Genomic DNA, 17,248 nt, shown 5'->3' with positions numbered 1-17,248 from the left:
ACCTCGTTTGCCCAGCTCAGAGCGGAGATTTTGTCCACGGGGCCTGTGGGTGACGGCGGTGGACAACTCGGCGTTTCTGTGGAGAACGGAAAGTTCTGCACACCCCGTGCACAGGCTGGGGCGACTTCTCCCCAGCGCCGTCCCCAGCTTTACCCACCTTTCCCACAGCCCAACCCGGCACCTTCGTGTGACGCCTTTCACTCAGGGCGGTGAGAGGGCGCGTCGCGTTGCCGAACAGTGGACAGCGGTGTGGAGAAGCCGGCAATCACTGGGGACAACTGGCCACAGCCTGTGGGTTGCCGGTGGACAACTTGATGCACAGCCTGTGGATCTTCTCGCTGTCCACAGGCTGTGGAGATCGTTCGTCCACGAATCCACAAGCAGTTGACCTGGTCTGATGGTCTTTCAACAGCCATCTCTGTGGACACAGTCTGGACAACTTCCCAGTCCCCAGGGTGTGGACGCCAGAAAGTCACCGAATCTGTGGAGGGTGGCCGTAACCCGACAGGTAATCGAACAGTCGGTGTCCGGACGTTCGGCCGTGGCATGACGAAGATGACGAAGGGCGCCCCCGGAATCTCCTCCGGGGGCGCCCTCGGCGTCGTACGACGGCTCTTCCGGCCGTTGGCCGGCCGGCTCGGTCAGCCGTTCTTGATGCGGTTGGTCAGCTCGGTGACCTGGTTGTAGATGGAGCGCCGCTCGGCCATGAGATTGCGGATCTTGCGGTCGGCGTGCATGACCGTGGTGTGGTCGCGGCCGCCGAAGAGTGCGCCGATCTTGGGCAGGGAGAGGTCCGTGAGCTCACGGCACAGGTACATGGCGATCTGGCGGGCGGTGACGAGGGCGCGGCCGCGGGAGGTGCCGCACAGGTCCTCTACGGTCAGGCCGAAGTAGTCGGCGGTCGCGCTCATGATGGCCGTGGAGGTGATCTCGGGCGCCGAGTCCTCGCCGCCGGGGATCAGGTCCTTCAGGACGATCTCCGTGAGGCCCAGGTCCACCGGCTGCCGGTTGAGCGAGGCGAAGGCCGTCACCCGGATCAGCGCACCCTCCAGCTCGCGGATGTTGCGCGAGATGCGGGAGGCGATGAACTCCAGCACCTCCGGCGGGGCGTTGAGCTGCTCCTGGACCGCCTTCTTGCGGAGGATCGCGATGCGCGTCTCCAGCTCGGGCGGCTGGACATCGGTGATCAGACCCCACTCGAAACGGTTCCGCAGCCGGTCCTCCAGCGTGACCAGTTGCTTGGGCGGCCGGTCGCTGGAGAGCACGATCTGCTTGTTCGCGTTGTGGAGCGTGTTGAAGGTGTGGAAGAACTCCTCCTGCGTCGACTCCTTGTCCGCGAGGAACTGGATGTCGTCGACGAGCAGGATGTCCATCTCGCGGTAGCGCTTGCGGAAGCTGTCGCCCTTGCCGTCGCGGATGGAGTTGATGAACTCGTTGGTGAACTCCTCAGAGCTCACGTAGCGCACGCGCGTGCCGGGGTAGAGGCTGCGCGCGTAGTGCCCGATGGCGTGTAGCAGGTGTGTCTTGCCGAGGCCCGACTCTCCGTAGATGAAGAGGGGGTTGTACGCCTTGGCGGGCGCCTCGGCGACGGCGACGGCGGCCGCGTGGGCGAAGCGGTTGGAGGCGCCGATGACGAAGGTGTCGAAGAGGTACTTCGGGTTCAGTCGCGCGGTGGGCTCGCCGGGGCCGGGGGCCGGGGCGGGCTGCGCTGCCAGGGGGCCGGGGGCGCCGGTGGTCGGCAGGTTCGCGCCGACGGGGCCGCCGCGGTGCACATGACCGGAGCCGGGGGGCGGGTCGGGCAGGTCGCGGCGTGCGTCGCGGTCGTACTCGGCGCGTGGTTGGTCGTAGTCCGGCCGCTGCTGCTCGTACTCGGGGCGGTGCTGCTCGTAGTCGGAGCGGTGTCCGTCGTAGGACGGCCGTTCCATCCGCTGCGGCCGGTAGTCCTGGGTGGGGGCGCCGTAGGAGTCCTGTGCGTAGGAGTCCTGGGAGGGCGATCCGTACGGGTCCCGCTCGGGGAAGCCGAGTCGCTGCTGCTGCCAGCCGTAGTCGTCCTGGGTCGGGCGGGGCCAGCTGCCGGGGCCGGGCTCGGGGCGCTGGTACTCGCCCGGGTAGGCCGGGCGGGCGGTGGGCAGCGGGTCGTTGGGCGCGCCGTTCCCGCGGTCGTCGGCGCGGTGGCGGCCGTAGCCGTCGTACGAGGGAAGCTCGGGCTCCTCGTAGCGCGGCTGGGGTGGGGCGGGGGGCGCCGGTGGGGCGGGGGGTTCGCCGGCGGAGTCGTCGACGGTGATCGCGATGCGGATCGGGCGGCCGCATTCGCGGCTCAGGGTCTCGCTGACGATGGGGGCCAGACGGCCCTCCAGTACGCCCTTAGCAAATTCGTTCGGTACGGCGAGGAGGGCGGTGTCGGCCACCAGGGCGAGTGGCTGGCAGCGGCGGATCCAGTGTTCGTCCTTGACCTCGACGCCCTGCCCGCGGCCCTCACCGAGAAGTTGCTCGAGTACTCGTGGCCACACTGCGGCAAGATCGGCAGGTACGTCAGCCACAGGGCACGCTCTCTCACGGGTCCCACGAACGTGTGATGGTGGGACGGGTCGGGATTCAAAAGGGGTGGAGCCAGAATCAAGGGGACAAGGGAACGAATCGGAGTTCAGCCACGGTAGTCAGGGCGGCGGGTGCGGTTCAAGTTGTTGTCCCCAGCCTGTGGATAGTGTCTCCCCGTGACCTCTGGTTTGACCGGATGGCGTAGCCGCGCGTACCGTAACCAGGTCGAGTTGTCGATGGCTGCTGCCGCCTGCCTCCGATGGGCACAGATCGCCTCGGGTGATCGGGAAGCGGTGCACTCGGGCGTAACGCGAGCTACTCGTGGGCGCACGGTGACAGCCAGGACGGCACCCGCCAACACCGATTTCTTTCTGGAGCCCCCGAGTGAGCAAGCGCACCTTCCAGCCGAACAACCGTCGTCGCGCGAAGACCCACGGCTTCCGCCTGCGGATGCGCACCCGCGCCGGCCGCGCGATTCTCGCGAACCGTCGTGCCAAGGGTCGCGCCAGCCTGTCCGCCTGATCCTGATCAGGTCATGACGTCGTGCTGCCCACCGAGAACCGGCTGAGGCGGCGCGAGGACTTCGCGACCGCGGTACGACGAGGTCGCCGGGCAGGCCGCCCGACACTCGTCGTCCACCTTCGTAGCGGTGCCACGGACCCGCACGCGCCTGGGGAGAGCGCTCCCCGGACACGTGCGGGTTTCGTCGTGAGCAAGGCTGTGGGCGGTGCGGTCGTGCGGAACAAAGTGAAGCGCCGGCTTCGCCATCTGATGCGCGACCGAGTCGACCAGCTGCCCCCCGGTAGCCTGGTAGTCGTACGAGCGCTGCCCGGTGCGGGTGACGCCGACCATGCACAGCTGGCCCGAGACCTGGATGCCGCTCTGCAGCGGCTCCTGGGAGGGGGCGCGCGATGAAGTACCCACTGCTGGCCCTGATCAAGCTGTACCAGTGGACGATCAGTCCGCTGCTCGGGCCGGTGTGCAAGTACTACCCGTCGTGTTCCCACTACGGCTACACGGCGATCGACCGGCACGGTGCGATCAAGGGCACGGCGCTCACCGCCTGGCGCATCCTGCGGTGCAATCCGTGGTCGCTGGGTGGTGTGGACCATGTCCCGCCACGCAAGCGCCCGCGGTGGCACGAGATGCTGCGGGGCGCTTGGCGCGCACGCAAGGGCGGGCCCTCCGCCGCCGAAACGGCCACCGAAGAGAATGCTTCTTCGAGCCCGGCCGCAGAGACCTCGCCCCATGCCCAAGGAGCATGATTAGTGGACACGATTGCCAGCCTCTTCAGCTTCATCACGACACCCGTCTCATGGGTCATCGTCCAGTTCCACAAGGTGTACGGCGCCATCTTCGGCCCTGACACCGGGTGGGCCTGGGGCTTGTCCATCGTGTCCCTGGTGATTCTGATCCGTATCTGCCTGATCCCGCTCTTCGTGAAGCAGATCAAGGCGACCCGGGCCATGCAGACGCTCCAGCCCGAGATGAAGAAGATCCAGGAGCGCTACAAGAACGACAAGCAGCGTCAGTCCGAAGAGATGATGAAGCTGTACAAGGAGACGGGTACCAACCCACTCTCCTCGTGCCTTCCCATCCTGGCGCAGTCGCCGTTCTTCTTCGCCCTGTACCACGTGCTCAACAGCATCGCGAACAACGACACCATCGGTGTCATCAACCAGAGCCTGCTGGAGAGCGCTCAGAAGGCGCACATCTTCGGGGCCCCGCTGGCGGCGAAGTTCACCGACAGTGCCTCGGACGTCGCGGCGCTGGACGCCTCGCTGACCACGGTCCGGATCGTCACCGCGGTCATGATCGTCCTGATGTCGGCCTCGCAGTTCTACACGCAGCGTCAGCTGATGACGAAGAACGTCGACACCACGGTGAAGACGCCGTTCATGCAGCAGCAGAAGATGCTGATGTACGTCTTCCCGGTCATGTTCGCCGTCTTCGGTATCAACTTCCCGGTCGGTGTCCTCGTCTACTGGCTGACCACCAACGTGTGGACCATGGGCCAGCAGATGTACGTCATCCGCAACAACCCGACGCCGGGTTCCAAGGCCCAGGCCGCGTACCTGGAGCGTCTCACCAAGCACGTCACGCAGCACGGGAAGGCCCGCAAGCGCAGCGAGCGCGTCATTATCAAGGCGATCGTCACCAAGGGCCGTGACCGCAACGATTACGAGCGCAAGTTCATCAACGGCCTGAGCAAGGCGGGTCTCGTGGCGCAGACCGACGGCAGTGTGGTGAAGGGCGAGGGCTCTGTCGCCACCGTGACCGAGGACGGTACGCCGACAACGGCTGGTGCCCCCAAGCGTCAGCAGCCGAAGCGGCAGAGCAAGTCCCAGCGTCAGTCCGGAACTGCGAAGCAGGCCGGTGAGCCGACCACCTCGCTTCAGAAGTCCGACGAGCCCGAGGACGCCAAGCCCGACGCTGCGAAGCCTGAGGCTGCCAAGAAGGGCGCGCAGAAGCCCGGTGGCGGCGCCCGCAGCAAGGCCCAGTCCGGGCAGCGCAAGGGCGGCCCGCAGCGCCCCAAGTCCCCGTCCAAGAAGTAAGAAGGAGCCCATCCCGTGACGGAAGGCACCACCTCCGCCGCTGCCGAGGGTGCAGACACCCTGACCCGCCTGGAGCAAGAGGGCGAGATCGCGGCGGACTACCTCGAGGGTCTGCTCGACATCGCCGATCTCGACGGCGACATCGACATGGACGTCGAGGCCGACCGCGCCGCTGTCTCGATCATCAGCGACGCGGGCGGCCGAGACCTGCAGAAGCTGGTTGGGCGTGACGGCGAGGTGCTGGAGGCACTCCAGGAGCTCACGCGCCTGGCCGTGCACCGGGAGACCGGGGACCGCAGCCGGCTGATGCTGGACATCGCGGGCTACCGGGCCAAGAAGCGTGCCGAGCTCTCCGAGCTGGGCGCCAAGGCCGCCGCCGAGGTCAAGAGCACGGGCGAGCCCGTGAAGCTGAAGCCGATGACGCCGTTCGAGCGCAAGGTCGTGCACGACGCGGTCAAGTCCGCGGGCCTGCGCAGCGAGTCCGAGGGCGAGGAACCGCAGCGGTTCGTCGTCGTGCTCCCCGCCTGATCGGCCCGTTCGTTCCCCCGGCCCCGTCTGCCCGCAGACGGGGCCGAACTTTGTCAGCCTGATAGTTCTGGTGGTTCTGGTGTCGGCGCTCGGTGCGTCGGCGGTACGGAAGGACGGTCCCCGTGACGGAGGAAGCGGAGCTTCCCCCCGCGCCCGAGCAGGCACGTGAGGTGTTCGGTGATCGCTTCGCTGATGCGGTCCGCTACGCCGAACTGCTCGCCGAGGCGGGTGTGCAGCGTGGTCTGATCGGCCCACGCGAGGTGCCCCGCCTGTGGGAGCGGCATCTGCTGAACTGTGCCGTGCTCTCCGAGGTCGTGCCCGAGAGTGTGACGGTGTGCGATGTCGGCTCGGGCGCGGGCTTGCCCGGCATCCCCCTGGCTCTGGTCCGGGAGGATCTGAAGATCACGTTGTTGGAGCCCCTGCTGCGGCGTACGAACTTCCTGACGGAGGTCGTGGAACTGCTGGGGCTGGACCATGTGACGGTCGTCCGTGGGCGTGCCGAGGAGGTCATGGGGAAGCTGCCGCCGGTGCATGTGGTGACCGCACGCGCGGTGGCACCGCTGGACCGGCTGGCCACCTGGGGCATCCCGCTGCTGCGCCCGTACGGCGAGATGCTCGCCCTCAAGGGCGATACCGCCGAGGAGGAGCTGAAGAGCGCGTCGACCGCCCTGAGCAAGCTCGGTGCGGTGGAGACCTCGATCCTGCATGTGGGTGACGGCGTCGTGGATCCCCTGTCGACGGTCGTGCGGGTCGAGGTCGGGGAGAGCCCGGGCGGTGTGCGGTTCGCCGCGAAGCGGGCCAAGGCGGCGAGGACGGGACGGGTACGTCGTCGACGCTGATCCGTCCTGACGACGAGACGTACTCCACACAAGCTGGCAAACCTACCCATGCCGGAGTGTCGCGGCAGATCGGCGACGGCGGCTGTGCATCGTGTTTCACGTGAAACGTCGCTCACTGCTGCACGGCATCATCAGTCGTGGCCGCGCCGCGGCCGAACCCCGAGACCGAAAGCCCCTCGGTTCTCTCGGAGAGGATGCTTCTGACGGCATTCCGTCCCCCTTGAGGGGCACGGAGTTGTCCACAGAGGTGTATTTCTCCACAGAACACCAGGCCTCACTGGTTCACGACCCCGAAGACATGGGAGGCTCTGTTCATTGCGAGCCTGAAGTCGAGGAGAGTGAATCCTTGCGGTCCGACGCCAACATCGCGGGACCGATGACCGATCCGGTCCCCGGTCCCCGTACCGAGTCGACGGGGGAGGATGTTTCACGTGAAACACCGCCCCCGATGGACGACACTCCCATCGGTCGTGCTGCCCAACTGGCGGTGGAGGCTCTAGGCCGCGCCGGCGAGGGTCTTCCGCGGCCCGAGCAGACCCGCGTCATGGTGGTCGCCAACCAGAAGGGCGGCGTGGGCAAGACGACGACGACCGTCAACCTTGCCGCGTCGCTGGCCCTTCATGGTGGCCGCGTGCTGGTCATCGACCTCGACCCGCAGGGCAACGCGTCCACTGCCCTGGGTATCGATCATCACGCCGAAGTTCCATCCATCTACGACGTGTTGGTCGAGAGCAAGCCGCTCGCGGAAGTCGTCCAGCCGGTCCCCGATGTCGAGGGTCTCTTCTGCGCCCCTGCCACGATCGATCTCGCCGGTGCGGAGATCGAGCTGGTGTCTCTGGTGGCGCGCGAGAGCCGTCTCCAGCGGGCGATTCAGGCTTACGAGCAGCCGCTGGACTATGTCCTCATCGACTGCCCGCCTTCGCTCGGTCTGCTGACGGTCAATGCGCTGGTGGCCGGGCAGGAGGTCCTGATCCCGATCCAGTGCGAGTACTACGCGCTGGAGGGCCTGGGCCAGCTGCTGCGGAACGTCGACCTGGTCCGGGGGCACCTCAACCCCGTTCTGCACGTCTCGACGATCCTGCTCACCATGTACGACGGCCGGACGCGGCTCGCGTCCCAGGTTGCGGACGAGGTACGCACCCACTTCGGCGACGAGGTGCTACGGACGAGCATTCCCCGCTCGGTCCGTATCTCCGAGGCGCCGAGCTATGGACAGACGGTACTGACCTACGATCCGGGATCGAGCGGTGCCCTGTCGTATCTTGAGGCGGCACGAGAAATCGCGCTGAAGGGTGTGGGCGTCAGTTATGACCCGACGCACGCCCACTTCGGCGCCCAGAGCAATCCGAGCATGGCGGAGGGGATCCAGTGAGCGAGCGACGGAGGGGGTTGGGCCGTGGTCTCGGCGCACTGATCCCTGCTGCACCGACGGAGAAGACGGTGCCCCCTGCTGCGATGGGAGGGGCTGCTTCCCCGTCCCCGACTGCCGTTCCGGTGCTGAGCGAGCGCGGAGTGGCCGCGGCCAAGGTGGCCACACTGGCGCCTGTTTCACATGAAACCGAGGAGCCGGCCCACCATGGTGCCGCGGAGACGCCCGCACCTCCCATGGGCGCCCACTTCGCGGAGATCCCCCTTGAGGCGATCACGCCGAACCCGCGGCAGCCGCGTGAGATCTTCGACGAGGATGCGCTGCAAGAACTGGTCACCTCCATCCAGGAGGTCGGCCTCCTCCAGCCGATCGTCGTACGACAGATCGGCCCCGCACGCTACGAGCTCATCATGGGCGAGCGGCGCTGGCGGGCCTGCCGTGAGGCTGGCCTCGAGGCGATCCCGGCGATCGTGCGGGCTACGGACGACGAGAAGCTTCTGCTGGACGCCCTCCTGGAGAACCTGCACCGGGCTCAGCTGAATCCGATCGAAGAGGCGGCTGCCTACGATCAGCTGCTGAAGGACTTCAACTGCACGCACGACCAGTTGGCGGACCGCATCGGCCGTTCGCGCCCACAGGTCTCCAACACCCTGCGTCTGCTGAAGCTCTCCCCCAAGGTCCAGAACCGGGTGGCTGCCGGAGTGCTCTCCGCCGGGCACGCGCGGGCGCTTCTCTCCGTCGAGGACCCGGAGGAGCAGGAGCGGCTGGCCTACCGGGTCGTGGCCGAGGGGCTCTCCGTCCGCTCCGTCGAAGAGATCGTGACCCTGATGGGCTCCCGCCCGCAGAAGGCCCAGCGCTCCAAGGGGCCTAGGGCCGGGTCCGTGCCCTCGCCGGCGCTGTCCGACCTTGCGACCCGTCTCTCGGACCGCTTCGAGACGCGGGTGAAGGTCGAACTGGGCCAGAAGAAGGGCAAGATCACCGTCGAGTTCGCCTCCCCGGACGACCTCGAGCGGATCCTCAGCACGCTCGCTCCGGGCGAGAAGCTGGCCCTTCAGAAGAGTCTTCTGGACGGTGACGCGGACGACACCGAGCTCTGAGCTCGGCTGACCGGGGATCAGCCCGGTCACCCATGCGGGCCGTGTCCGGTGTGTACCGGAACACGGCCCGCACTTTGCTTTCTGGCGGTATCGAGGGAATCGCTTCGTGGATACGATGCGTTTGGGTATGGCGCATCCACCTGGCAAGACCTCTTAGGGGAGGCGGGGTCCATGCGAACGGTGAGCCGCACCGGACTGGTGAGCGCGGGTCTTGGGCTGGGCGCGGTCGGCGGGTTCGTCGGCAGCCTGCTCAGGGAACGGAGCGCCCTGACAGCCGCCCGCGATGCCGCGGGCGAAGGAAGCGAGGATCAGCCTTCATGGGGCGTCGGCTCGTACCGCTCACGCTGGACAACCTTCCGGACCTTCCCAAGCGCTGCCGCTCGTGTGTCTTCTGGGAGTTGGACCCCGTCAGCGGTGAAGCCGCGGTAAAGGCCGGCACCGCCGGCCTGGAGAAGGAAGCCTGGATCTCCGCCGTCCTGCTGGACTGGGGATCCTGCGGTCGGGTCGTCTACGTCGACGACGTGCCCGTGGGTTTTGTGCTCTACGCCCCGCCGGCTTACGTGCCCCGTGCGACAGCGTTCCCCACGAGCCCCGTGTCGCCGGACGCGGTGCAGTTGATGACCGCGTTCATCATGCCGGGCTATCAGGGCCAGGGACTGGGCCGGGTGATGGTCCAGACGGTCGCCAAAGACTTGCTGCGGCGGGGCTTCAAGGCGATCGAGGCGTTCGGGGACGCACGCTGGAAAGAGCCGGCATGTGTGCTGCCTGCCGACCATCTCCTGGCCGTGGGCTTCAAGACAGTGCGCCCTCACCCGACCTTCCCGCGTCTGCGGCTGGAACTGCGGACGACGCTGTCGTGGAAGGAAGACGTGGAGATGGCGATCGACCGGTTGCTGGGGGCCGTACAGAAGGAACCGGCGTTGAGGCCGCTCTAGAAGCCGTCTCTCGAAAAGCGAATGGGCCAACCCTCCCGGGCTGGCCCATTCGTGTTTCACGTGAAACGTCACTCGGCGATGAAGTCCTCGAGGTCGCGGACGATCGCGGCCTTCGGCTTCGCACCAACGATGGTCTTGGCGACCTCGCCGTTCTGGTAGACGTTCAGCGTCGGGATGGACATGACGCCGTACTTGGCGGCCGTACCCGGGTTCTCGTCGATGTTCAGCTTGACGACCTCGATCTTGTCGCCGTACTCGGAGGCGATGGCCTCGAGGGACGGCGCGATCTGGCGGCACGGTCCGCACCAGGCGGCCCAGAAGTCCACCAGGACGGGCTTGTCGCTCTTGAGGACGTCCTGCTCGAAGGAGTCGTCGGTCACGTTCTTCAGGGTGCCGGCCACGGCGGGCTCCTTAATTGTGTGGTGCGTGAGGCGGATGGGGGTGAGGCGGGGGGTCAGACAGCGGTCTTCTCGGGCTCGGCCTGCTCCTCGTCCGCGAGGGCGGCGAGGAAGCGCTCGGCGTCGAGAGCGGCGGAACAGCCGGTACCGGCCGCGGTGATCGCCTGGCGGTAGGTGTGGTCGACCACGTCGCCGGCGCCGAAGACACCCGTCAGGTTGGTGCGGGTGGAGGGGGCGTCGACCTTGAGGTAGCCCTCCTCGTCCAGCTCCAGCTGGCCCTTGAACAGCTCGGTGCGCGGGTCATGGCCGATCGCGATGAACAGGCCGGTGACCGCCAGGTCCGAGAGTTCGCCAGTCTTGATGTTGCGCAGCTTCAGGCCGGCGAGCTTCTGGTCGCCCTGGACCTCGGCGACCTCGCTGTCCCAGACGAACTTGATCTTCGGGTCGGCGAAGGCACGGTCCTGCATCGCCTTCGAGGCGCGCAGGGTGTCACGTCGGTGGACGATGGTCACCGACTTGGCGAAGCGCGAGAGGAAGGTGGCCTCCTCCATCGCGGTGTCGCCGCCGCCGATCACGGCGATGTCCTGGTCCTTGAAGAAGAACCCGTCGCAGGTGGCGCACCAGGAGACGCCGCGGCCGGAGAGGGCGTCCTCGTTCGGCAGGCCGAGCTTGCGGTGCTGCGAACCGGTGGCGACGATGACGGCCTTGGCCCGGTGGACCGTGCCCGCGGTGTCCGTGACGGTTTTGATCTCACCGCTCAGGTCGACGTTGACGATGTCGTCCGGAACGAGCTCGGCTCCGAAGCGCTCGGCCTGGGAGCGCATGTTGTCCATGAGCTCGGGGCCCATGATGCCGTCCTGGAAGCCCGGGAAGTTCTCGACCTCGGTCGTGTTCATGAGCGCACCGCCAGCGGTGACGGCTCCCTCGAACACAAGCGGCTTCAGCGACGCGCGCGCGGTGTAGAGCGCCGCCGTGTAGCCGGCGGGCCCGGAGCCGATGATGATCACGTTACGGACGTCGCTCACGGCTTGATTCCTCGTCTCTGGACTGCGTCGTCGGACCGGGGGGAGCCCTTTCAGAACTCTCACCCCACCCAACGGATCCTAAGGGGCGCGCATTCCCACTGTGTCCGGGCACACGGTGACGCCACACCGTAGGGGTTGTCAGGCAGACGGAGGCGAACCGCCGGGTTCTAGGAACGCGCGTAGGACTCCTGGAGAAGGACCTTGGCCTTGGTGGAGGACGGGTGCTTCACGCAGGTCGCGTCCATCACGTAGACGGTGACCCGGCTGTCGTTGGTCGCATGCGGCAACACGACGAGCAGAGCGTCCTTGCCCTTGTAGACGCCTTCCTCAGCGGCGAGCGCCATGTCGTCGCGGCCGATGCCCTTCCTGACGCATTCGGGCACAGTGATCTCGCGCAGGATCTGAGGACTCTGGGTGTCGGGTCCGCCTTGCGTACCCAGGCTGCGGTCCGGTTTGTGGGAGCCCTCTGCGGAGCTCTCGCTCTTGGCGAGGAGATCGGCGACCTGCGTCTCCAGCTTCGCCGCGGAGAAGGTGTCGGTGGCGGTCTGCCCGCCGTCCGCCGTGGGGCCGGCTCCTCCGCCGCCCATCAGCGAGGTCAGCAGCACCGAACCGAGGCCCAGGGCTGCGGCTGTGAACGCGGCGCTGAGGACGGCGACCTTGCGTCGCCCTGCCTTCTTGCGGTTCTTGCGGCCGGGGCCGGTGCTCGCGGAGCGGGCGTGTCCTGCCGGACGGTCTGCCGTGGCCGATGTTTCACGTGAAACATGCGCGCTGTCGTGTGCACCGGAGACCGGGCGGGTCTCTCCGGTGGGCATCGTCGTCGCTTCGGCGTCATCGGGTGCCGTGGCGTTCAGTAGCGCCTCCGCGGCGAGGGCGGCGTCGATGCGGCCGGCGACATCCGCGGGCATGCGCGGAGGGCCGGGCACGGTGCCCAGCAGGTCCCGGATCTCCTCCAGCGAGGCGTGGACGTCTGCGCACAGTTCGCACTGCTCCAGATGCCGCCGTACGTCGGCAGTCCTGGACGGGGACAGCAGGCCCTCGGTGAGGTCGGAGATCTCGGCGACGTCCGGGTGCCCGGCCGTGTCCGTCGTGGATGTCACGCTCGCCCACCTCCGCCCTTCACTGCAGCTGAATCACTTGGCCCGGTATCTCGCGGATCCGTGACCGATGGCCTGGTGGCCTGTGGACCCGCTGCCGGTGGGACGGATGTCCCCTGCGTCCGGTTCCGCCTCTCACCCGAGTCCTTGCCGTTGCTGGCACCTTCCGGCCTCAGATGGGTGAGCAGGGGCAGGAGTCTGGCTCTGCCGCGTGCGCAACGGCTCTTGATCGTGCCGGTCGGCACGTCGAGTACGCGGGCCGCTTCCGCGACCGGGTAGCCCTGCATGTCCACCAGGACGAGCGCCGCGCGCTGGTCCGGGGGGAGCGTCCCGAGGGCCTCCAAGAGCTGGCGGTGCAGATCGTTGCGCTCTGCCGGAGCGGATGCCTCCTCGTGGGGCTCCAGCAACTGCTCCAGGCGCTCGGTGTCGTCAACGGGGGAGGTCTTGCGGGAAGCCGCCTTGCGCGCGCGGTCCAGACAGGCGTTCACGGTGATTCGGTGCAGCCATGTCGTGACGGCCGACTGGCCCCTGAACGTGTGGGCGGCCCGGTAGGCGGAAACGAGGGCATCCTGGACGGCGTCAGCGGCCTCCTCACGGTCGCCGAGCGTCCGCAGCGCCACCGCCCAGAGCCGGTCGCGGTGCCGCCGCACGAGCTCACCGAAGGCGTCGGGGTCGCCCTTCACGTGGAGGGCGAGGAGATCCCGGTCGCTCACGCCGCGGTGAGCGGTGCCATCTGCCATCGGACCCCCTCCCCTTGGATCTCGTGAGTTCTAGCCGGTGAACTTCAGGTCGGTGATGGCCTGCTTGAATCCGGCGCCGCTGTACTGGTCCCCGTCCGCATGGGGCATGGCGGTAAACCATACGAGAACGTACTGGCTCTTCACCGGCTTGGTGACCTTCACCGTCGCACTGGTGCCGTTCGTCGTGATGCTGCCGATCTTTTCCATCGAGTCCAGCGACGAGGGCGTCAGGGAGTCCGAGGCATAGAGGGAGACCGTCGTGTGGTCACCGGGGTACAGGAGCCCTATCGAAGCGGTCGACACCGTCTGTGCCGAACCGAGGTCGTAGACGATGCCGATACCAGGCTTGTAGGCGGGCTTCATGTCCGGACCGTCGACGAAACTCCTGCTGCGCCAGTACGTCGAGCTGTCGCCGTCGTAGGTCTTGTCCACATCCTCCGGCGCCTGGGCGTCGCCCTTGGCGACGAACTCCTTTGCGCTCCGGATCTCGATCGGCTTGACCGGCTTGGTCTTGTCGCTGCTCTTGTCGTTGTCGTCCGTCGTCTGCGTCTGGTTGCTGTCCTCGGACTTGTTGCCCTGACCCATGAGGGCGTCTGCGAGCTGCCAGCTGCCGAGACCCAGGGCAGCGATCAGTAGGGCCGAGACGGCCCACTTGAGCGCCTTGCCGGTGCGGCTCTGCAGCGGGGGCGGCGGAGCCGGGACCGGCTGTGTGACACCCGGACGCGGCGTCTGGCGGCCGTAAGTGCCCTGCTGGTAGGTCGTGCGCTGGTAGTCCGGTGGGGCCGTGAAGGAGGGCTCCGGCGGGCGGATGCGGGGCATCTCGCCGATCGCCTTCACCAACTCCTCCGGCGTCGTGCATGCGGACTCATGGCGGGACGCCGTCGCGCCGTCGTTGACCAGCGCGCGCATGGCGAGCTCCGACAGCCCACGGTGGACGCCGGCACGCACCTGGTCGGGGGCGATCAGACCGACGTCCTTCGGCAGCCCGGACAGGCCGTACGCGTCGCTCTCGTACGGCCAGCGCTGGGTGAGCGCGGCGTACAGCAGGGCGCCGATGGCCTCCGTGTCGGTGCGCTGCGGGGTGTCGGAGCTGATGCCGCGCAGCGCGGCGTTCACCGCGAGTCCCCGGATGCGCCACTGGCCGGTCGAGGTGCGCAGTACGGCGTTCGGGTTGAGACGGAGATGGGCCAGGCCCTCGCGGTGGGCGGCGGCCATGGCCGCGGACACCTGGGTGACCATCTGGTAGGCGTCGTAGACCTCCAGCGGGCCCGCGGCGAGCAGGGTGCTCATCTCGGTGGCGTCGGGGAGCCACTCGTGGACGACGTAGACGAGGTCGTTCTCCTCGACGGCGTCGAGGACCTGGACGAAGCGGGGGTCGCCGAGAAGCGCGGAGGACCGGGCTGAGGCCAGGACGGACCGGGCCCGTGCGTGGTCCGCGGGCAGGATGTGGACGCCGACGGCGCGACGGAGTTTCTCGTCGACCGCACGCCAACTGCTGAAACCGTCCAGACGGGTGACGCACTCCTCGAGGCGGTAGCGTCTGGCGAGTTTGTGACCGCTGTGCAGTTCGGGCGGTGAGGCCTTTCCGGGACCCTCGGTCCCGCCACTCCCCTGTGCCTCGTCGATGTCCGTGTCCCGCTCCCGATTCTTGGCCACCCCGTCGGCCGTGGACTGGTCCGCCTGCGCGGTCAGCGGCTCGTCGCCGCTGTTGTCTGCCACGTCGACGGCAGCCGTGCTCCGTTCCGCCACCGTCGTTCCTGCCTCCCCATCCAATGCGCGCCGCCAGACTCCGTGCGCGCCGTCCGACGCCGAACCAATTGTGCCCACAGTCCGCCGCTATGCACGACACACGATGGCGGACGATGGTTGTGCGCGTACCCCCGGCTCAGCGACCCAGGCGTCCGCGCACCATGCCGACCAGTGAGTTCAGCTCCTCGATCCGCATCCGGCGTGCGGCGACGAAGAAGATCCCGAGCAGCACGGCTCCACCGGCCAGCAGAGCGGCGAAGGAGCCGACAACGCCCTGCCCCAGGGTTTGGGCGATGCCGTAGCAGGCCGCACCACTCAGCAGCGCCGCGGGCACCGAAGCGATGCAGAGTCTGGCGTACGTCCGCATCACGCGGGCGCCGTCGAGGTCGCCGCCGAGCTTCTTGCGCAGCCGGCTCCAGGCAACGCCCACACCGATCGCGTAGGCCAGTCCGTACGAGGCGGCCATACCGACGACGGCCCAGCGGGCCGGGATGACGAAGTAGCAGACGGCGGAGGCGGCGGCGTTGACGGCCGCCACGATGACCGTGTTGTAGAACGGGGTCCGGGTGTCCTCGTAGGCGTAGAACGCGCGCAGGACCACGTACTGCACGGAGTACGGGATCAGGCCGAGGCCGAAGGCCATCAGCATGAAGCCCATGTTCGTGGCCTCGCTCGCGCCGGAGGTGCCGAACATCAGGGTGCACATCGGGATGCCCAGGGCGAGGAATCCGAAGGCGATGGGGACGATCGCGACCGCCGTCGTCCGCAGGCCCTGGGAGATGTCGTCCCGGACAGCGCCGCTGTCGCCCTCGGCCGCCGAGCGCGACAGGCGCGGCAGCAGGGCCGCCATCAGCGAGACGGTGATGATGGCCTGCGGCAGACCCCAGATCAGCTGGGCGTTGGCGTAGGCGGCGAAGCCGGTTCCGTCGACGTCGGAGTTGACGCCGGCGGCCGTGGACAGCTGGGTGACGACGAGGGCACCCGCCTGGTTGGCGAGGACGAACAGGATCGTCCACTTCGCGAGCATCGCCGCCTTGCCGAGACCGTGGCCCTTCCAGTCGAAGCGCAGCCGCAGTCGGAAACCCGTCTCGCGCAGGTACGGAATCATCGCCAGGGCCTGGACAACCAGGCCGAGCAGTACACCGATCCCGAGGAGCCGCTGGCCCTCCGGCGGGATGTTCGTGACGGCCATGCCGGAGCGCTCAGCGGTGCCGTACACCCAGAGGAACATCCCGAGCGTCACGATGATGACGATGTTGTTCAGGACCGGGGTCCACATCATCGCGCCGAACTTGCCGCGGGCGTTGAGGATCTGGCCCATCACCACATGGACGCCCATGAAGAAGATCGAGGGCAGGAAGTAACGCGTGAAGGTGACGGCCACCTCGTTGGCGGCGGGGTCGTTGGCGACGGGGGTCGACAGGGCCTTGACCAGGAGTGGCGCGCCGACCATCGCGAGCGCGGTGAGGGCGGCGAGCGCCACCATCACCAGGGTCAGCAGACGGTTCGCGTAGGCCTCGCCGCCGTCCTCGTCGTCCTTCATGGCGCGTACCAACTGCGGCACGAAGACGGAGTTGAGGCCGCCGCCGACGGTCAGGATGTAGATCATCGTCGGCAGCTGGTAGGCGACCTGGAACGAGTCTCCCAGCAGGCCGAGGCCCAGCGCCGAGACGATCATCATGGACCGTACGAAGCCGGTGAGCCGGGACACCATCGTGCCCGCGGCCATCACGGCGCTTGACTTCAGCAGACCGCCGGCCCGCCCGCCCTTCTTCGCGGCCGGCGCCGCGGCAGGGGCGGGCGCAGGCGGGGCGCTCTCGGCCGCGGCAGGCGTTGGAGCTCCCTGGTACGGGCCCGCGGTCGGCGCCGGGGACGGCCCGGGGACGGCGGGCGGCTGGTACTGCGGGTGGCCGCCCTGCTGCTGGTCCCGGAAGAGGTGCGCGAAGGCGTCGTGCTCGGGGCGCTTCTCGGTGGAGTGCGTGACGAGGTCGTCGACGCCCACGTACTGGGTCGTACGGTGATCGTCGCCGTACGGCAGGTACTGGGTCGGACCCTCCGGCTCGGGCGCCGGGGTCTGCGCCCACACGTGCGGGTCGGGGGCGTACGGCGACTGCGGCGGCTGGGCGTACAGCGCCTGGGGCGGCTGGTACGTGCCCGGCGGGGGCGGCGGGTGGGCGGCGCGGTCGTACAGCGCCTCGGCGACCGGGTCCTGGGCGGAGAGGTCCTGGGCCCGGTAGGGGTCCTGGGCGTATGCGTCCTGGAGGTACATGTCCGCGGGGTGCTGCGGCGGTACCTGGCCGTGCTCGGGCGGCGGGCCCTCGGGGTGCCCCGAGGGGCCCGCGGGCTGGCCGCGGTCACCGTCGTACGGCGCGTTCATGGTT

Annotated in this window: 16 protein-coding genes; 9 read left to right on the top strand and 7 right to left on the bottom strand. The window is 68.1% G+C overall.

All coding sequences use genetic code 11. The features are described from left to right. Positions 1-641: 641 nt before the first annotated feature. On the bottom strand, positions 642-2,540 hold the full coding sequence (gene dnaA, locus AQJ67_RS24240; RefSeq protein WP_079056133.1) for a chromosomal replication initiator protein DnaA: 1,899 nt from the start codon (positions 2,538-2,540) through the stop codon (positions 642-644). Between the two features lie 382 nt (positions 2,541-2,922). Between dnaA and rpmH the strand changes: the two genes are divergently transcribed. The 9 genes from rpmH to AQJ67_RS24195 all read left to right on the top strand — a co-directional run bounded on the left by rpmH (position 2,923) and on the right by AQJ67_RS24195 (position 9,861). Further along, complete coding sequence (rpmH, locus tag AQJ67_RS24235) at positions 2,923-3,060, top strand: 50S ribosomal protein L34 (RefSeq protein WP_015659252.1); 138 nt, start codon at positions 2,923-2,925, stop codon at positions 3,058-3,060. 21 nt (positions 3,061-3,081) lie between these two features. Further along, positions 3,082-3,453 carry a ribonuclease P protein component gene (rnpA, locus tag AQJ67_RS45495; RefSeq protein ID WP_079056132.1) on the top strand — a complete coding sequence of 124 codons (372 nt, stop codon included), beginning with the start codon at positions 3,082-3,084 and terminating at the stop codon, positions 3,451-3,453. Beyond that, the gene (gene yidD, locus AQJ67_RS24225) at positions 3,450-3,803 is read left to right on the top strand and encodes a membrane protein insertion efficiency factor YidD (protein ID WP_062721180.1); all 354 of its coding nucleotides are present in this window, start codon (positions 3,450-3,452) and stop codon (positions 3,801-3,803) included. Before rnpA ends, yidD begins: the two co-directional genes overlap by 4 nt. Positions 3,804-3,806: 3 nt before the next feature. Next, positions 3,807-5,093 (top strand): membrane protein insertase YidC, encoded by a 1,287-nt coding sequence (gene yidC, locus AQJ67_RS24220; protein ID WP_062721179.1) that lies wholly within the window; start codon positions 3,807-3,809, stop codon positions 5,091-5,093. 15 nt (positions 5,094-5,108) lie between these two features. Next, on the top strand, positions 5,109-5,621 hold the full coding sequence (locus AQJ67_RS24215; protein ID WP_062721178.1) for a Jag family protein: 513 nt from the start codon (positions 5,109-5,111) through the stop codon (positions 5,619-5,621). 122 nt (positions 5,622-5,743) lie between these two features. Beyond that, the gene (gene rsmG / locus AQJ67_RS24210; RefSeq protein WP_062721177.1) at positions 5,744-6,460 is read left to right on the top strand and encodes a 16S rRNA (guanine(527)-N(7))-methyltransferase RsmG; all 717 of its coding nucleotides are present in this window, start codon (positions 5,744-5,746) and stop codon (positions 6,458-6,460) included. A gap of 298 nt (positions 6,461-6,758) precedes the next feature. Further along, entirely contained in the window at positions 6,759-7,832 is a 1,074-nt protein-coding gene (locus tag AQJ67_RS24205; RefSeq protein WP_079056166.1) for a ParA family protein, read from the top strand. Continuing rightward, on the top strand, positions 7,829-8,926 hold the full coding sequence (locus tag AQJ67_RS24200; RefSeq protein WP_062721175.1) for a ParB/RepB/Spo0J family partition protein: 1,098 nt from the start codon (positions 7,829-7,831) through the stop codon (positions 8,924-8,926). Before AQJ67_RS24205 ends, AQJ67_RS24200 begins: the two co-directional genes overlap by 4 nt. A gap of 317 nt (positions 8,927-9,243) precedes the next feature. Next, positions 9,244-9,861 (top strand): GNAT family N-acetyltransferase, encoded by a 618-nt coding sequence (locus tag AQJ67_RS24195; protein ID WP_062721174.1) that lies wholly within the window; start codon positions 9,244-9,246, stop codon positions 9,859-9,861. A 68-nt stretch (positions 9,862-9,929) separates the two neighbouring features. Here the strand turns inward: AQJ67_RS24195 and trxA are convergent, their stop codons facing one another. The 6 genes from trxA to murJ form a co-directional block, all read right to left on the bottom strand. Continuing rightward, a complete protein-coding gene (gene trxA / locus AQJ67_RS24190) occupies positions 9,930-10,262 on the bottom strand; it encodes a thioredoxin (protein WP_030049453.1) in 333 nt (110 codons plus the stop codon). Positions 10,263-10,315: 53 nt separating this feature from the next. Beyond that, the gene (gene trxB, locus AQJ67_RS24185) at positions 10,316-11,284 is read right to left on the bottom strand and encodes a thioredoxin-disulfide reductase (protein ID WP_062721173.1); all 969 of its coding nucleotides are present in this window, start codon (positions 11,282-11,284) and stop codon (positions 10,316-10,318) included. Positions 11,285-11,451: 167 nt separating this feature from the next. Then, positions 11,452-12,381, bottom strand: a complete 930-nt coding sequence (locus AQJ67_RS24180; RefSeq protein ID WP_062721172.1) for an anti-sigma factor family protein — start codon at positions 12,379-12,381, stop codon at positions 11,452-11,454. Next, positions 12,378-13,118 carry an RNA polymerase sigma factor SigM gene (sigM, locus tag AQJ67_RS24175; RefSeq protein WP_062721171.1) on the bottom strand — a complete coding sequence of 247 codons (741 nt, stop codon included), beginning with the start codon at positions 13,116-13,118 and terminating at the stop codon, positions 12,378-12,380. The genes AQJ67_RS24180 and sigM overlap by 4 nt, the downstream gene beginning before the upstream one ends. 30 nt (positions 13,119-13,148) lie before the next feature. Then, a complete protein-coding gene (locus AQJ67_RS24170; RefSeq protein ID WP_062721170.1) occupies positions 13,149-14,867 on the bottom strand; it encodes a protein kinase family protein in 1,719 nt (572 codons plus the stop codon). A 136-nt stretch (positions 14,868-15,003) separates the two neighbouring features. After that, positions 15,004-17,244: a murein biosynthesis integral membrane protein MurJ gene (murJ, locus tag AQJ67_RS24165; RefSeq protein ID WP_062721169.1), complete on the bottom strand. Its 2,241-nt coding sequence runs from the start codon at positions 17,242-17,244 to the stop codon at positions 15,004-15,006. Between the last annotated feature and the right edge of the window lie 4 nt (positions 17,245-17,248).

The sequence above is a fragment of the Streptomyces caeruleatus genome (assembly GCF_001514235.1).
Taxonomy (GTDB): domain Bacteria; phylum Actinomycetota; class Actinomycetes; order Streptomycetales; family Streptomycetaceae; genus Streptomyces; species Streptomyces caeruleatus.
This window is presented reverse-complemented; position numbering and strand designations above follow the sequence as displayed.

What these genes read in the sequence shown, in the direction of transcription:
- AQJ67_RS24195 (WP_062721174.1), top strand. Translation starts at nt 9,244, where the DNA reads ATGGGGCGTCGGCTCGTACCGCTCACGCTGGACAACCTTCCGGACCTT.
- sigM (WP_062721171.1), bottom strand. Translation starts at nt 13,118, where the DNA reads ATGGCAGATGGCACCGCTCACCGCGGCGTGAGCGACCGGGATCTCCTC.
- AQJ67_RS24205 (WP_079056166.1), top strand. Translation starts at nt 6,759, where the DNA reads ATGGGAGGCTCTGTTCATTGCGAGCCTGAAGTCGAGGAGAGTGAATCC.
- murJ (WP_062721169.1), bottom strand. Translation starts at nt 17,244, where the DNA reads ATGAACGCGCCGTACGACGGTGACCGCGGCCAGCCCGCGGGCCCCTCG.
- yidD (WP_062721180.1), top strand. Translation starts at nt 3,450, where the DNA reads ATGAAGTACCCACTGCTGGCCCTGATCAAGCTGTACCAGTGGACGATC.